Genomic DNA, 2,500 nt, shown 5'->3' with positions numbered 1-2,500 from the left:
ATGGCGTGCCTTTTGTAGAATGAACCGGCGAGTTACGATCCCGTGTGAGGTTAAGCTGAAGAGGCGGAGCCGCAGCGAAAGCGAGTCTGAATAGGGCGTTTAGTACGTGGTCGTAGACCCGAAACCAGGTGATCTACCCATGTCCAGGGTGAAGTTCAGGTAACACTGAATGGAGGCCCGAACCCACGCACGTTGAAAAGTGCGGGGATGAGGTGTGGGTAGCGGAGAAATTCCAATCGAACCTGGAGATAGCTGGTTCTCCCCGAAATAGCTTTAGGGCTAGCCTTAAGTGTAAGAGTCTTGGAGGTAGAGCACTGATTGGACTAGGGGTCCTCATCGGATTACCGAATTCAGTCAAACTCCGAATGCCAATGACTTATCCTTAGGAGTCAGACTGCGAGTGATAAGATCCGTAGTCAAAAGGGAAACAGCCCAGACCGCCAGCTAAGGTCCCAAAGTGTGTATTAAGTGGAAAAGGATGTGGAGTTGCTTAGACAACTAGGATGTTGGCTTAGAAGCAGCCACCATTTAAAGAGTGCGTAATAGCTCACTAGTCGAGTGACTCTGCGCCGAAAATGTACCGGGGCTAAATACACCACCGAAGCTGCGGATTGATACCAATGGTATCAGTGGTAGGGGAGCGTTCTAAGGACAGTGAAGTCAGACCGTAAGGACTGGTGGAGTGCTTAGAAGTGAGAATGCCGGTATGAGTAGCGAAAGACGGGTGAGAATCCCGTCCACCGAATGCCTAAGGTTTCCTGAGGAAGGCTCGTCCGCTCAGGGTTAGTCAGGACCTAAGCCGAGGCCGACAGGCGTAGGCGATGGACAACAGGTTGATATTCCTGTACCACCTCTTTATCGTTTGAGCAATGGAGGGACGCAGAAGGATAGAAGAAGCGTGCGATTGGTTGTGCACGTCCAAGCAGTTAGGCTGATAAGTAGGCAAATCCGCTTATCGCGTATGCTGAGCTGTGATGGGGAAGCTCCTTATGGAGCGAAGTCTTTGATTCCCCGCTGCCAAGAAAAGCTTCTAGCGAGATAAAAGGTGCCTGTACCGCAAACCGACACAGGTAGGCGAGGAGAGAATCCTAAGGTGTGCGAGAGAACTCTGGTTAAGGAACTCGGCAAAATGACCCCGTAACTTCGGGAGAAGGGGTGCTTTCTTAACGGAAAGCCGCAGTGAATAGGCCCAAGCGACTGTTTAGCAAAAACACAGCTCTCTGCGAAGCCGTAAGGCGAAGTATAGGGGGTGACACCTGCCCGGTGCTGGAAGGTTAAGGAGAGGGGTTAGCGTAAGCGAAGCTCTGAACTGAAGCCCCAGTAAACGGCGGCCGTAACTATAACGGTCCTAAGGTAGCGAAATTCCTTGTCGGGTAAGTTCCGACCCGCACGAAAGGTGTAACGATTTGGGCACTGTCTCAACCAGAGACTCGGTGAAATTATAGTACCTGTGAAGATGCAGGTTACCCGCGACAGGACGGAAAGACCCCGTGGAGCTTTACTGTAGCCTGATATTGAATTTTGGTACAGTTTGTACAGGATAGGCGGGAGCCATTGAAACCGGAGCGCTAGCTTCGGTGGAGGCGCTGGTGGGATACCGCCCTGACTGTATTGAAATTCTAACCTACGGGTCTTATCGACCCGGGAGACAGTGTCAGGTGGGCAGTTTGACTGGGGCGGTCGCCTCCTAAAGTGTAACGGAGGCGCCCAAAGGTTCCCTCAGAATGGTTGGAAATCATTCGTAGAGTGCAAAGGCATAAGGGAGCTTGACTGCGAGACCTACAAGTCGAGCAGGGACGAAAGTCGGGCTTAGTGATCCGGTGGTTCCGCATGGAAGGGCCATCGCTCAACGGATAAAAGCTACCCCGGGGATAACAGGCTTATCTCCCCCAAGAGTCCACATCGACGGGGAGGTTTGGCACCTCGATGTCGGCTCATCGCATCCTGGGGCTGTAGTCGGTCCCAAGGGTTGGGCTGTTCGCCCATTAAAGCGGTACGCGAGCTGGGTTCAGAACGTCGTGAGACAGTTCGGTCCCTATCCGTCGTGGGCGTAGGAAATTTGAGAGGAGCTGTCCTTAGTACGAGAGGACCGGGATGGACGCACCGCTGGTGTACCAGTTGTTCTGCCAAGGGCATAGCTGGGTAGCTATGTGCGGAAGGGATAAGTGCTGAAAGCATCTAAGCATGAAGCCCCCCTCAAGATGAGATTTCCCATAGCGTAAGCTAGTAAGATCCCTGAAAGATGATCAGGTTGATAGGTTCGAGGTGGAAGCATGGTGACATGTGGAGCTGACGAATACTAATAGATCGAGGACTTAACCATATAATATGAAGCAATGTTATCTAGTTTTGAAAGAATATAAAAAACTTGTTGACTTTAAAAGTTAAATGAGTTACAATGATTCTTGTCTTAAATGAATACAGTCTGGTAATGATGGCAGAGAGGCCACACCCGTTCCCATACCGAACACGGAAGTTAAGCTCTCTAGCGCCGATGGTA

At 51.2% G+C, this 2,500-nt stretch carries 2 rRNA genes (both running past the window's edge); both read left to right on the top strand.

The window, feature by feature from the left end:
- Positions 1–2,323: ribosomal RNA gene (locus QCI79_RS13010) — 23S ribosomal RNA — on the top strand (it extends 599 nt beyond the left edge of the window).
- Between the two features lie 101 nt (positions 2,324–2,424).
- Positions 2,425–2,500, top strand: a 5S ribosomal RNA gene (rrf, locus tag QCI79_RS13005); it runs 40 nt beyond the window's last position.

Source organism: Bacillus cereus group sp. MG1 (assembly GCF_040460035.1).
Taxonomy (GTDB): domain Bacteria; phylum Bacillota; class Bacilli; order Bacillales; family Bacillaceae_G; genus Bacillus_A; species Bacillus_A cereus.
This window is presented reverse-complemented; position numbering and strand designations above follow the sequence as displayed.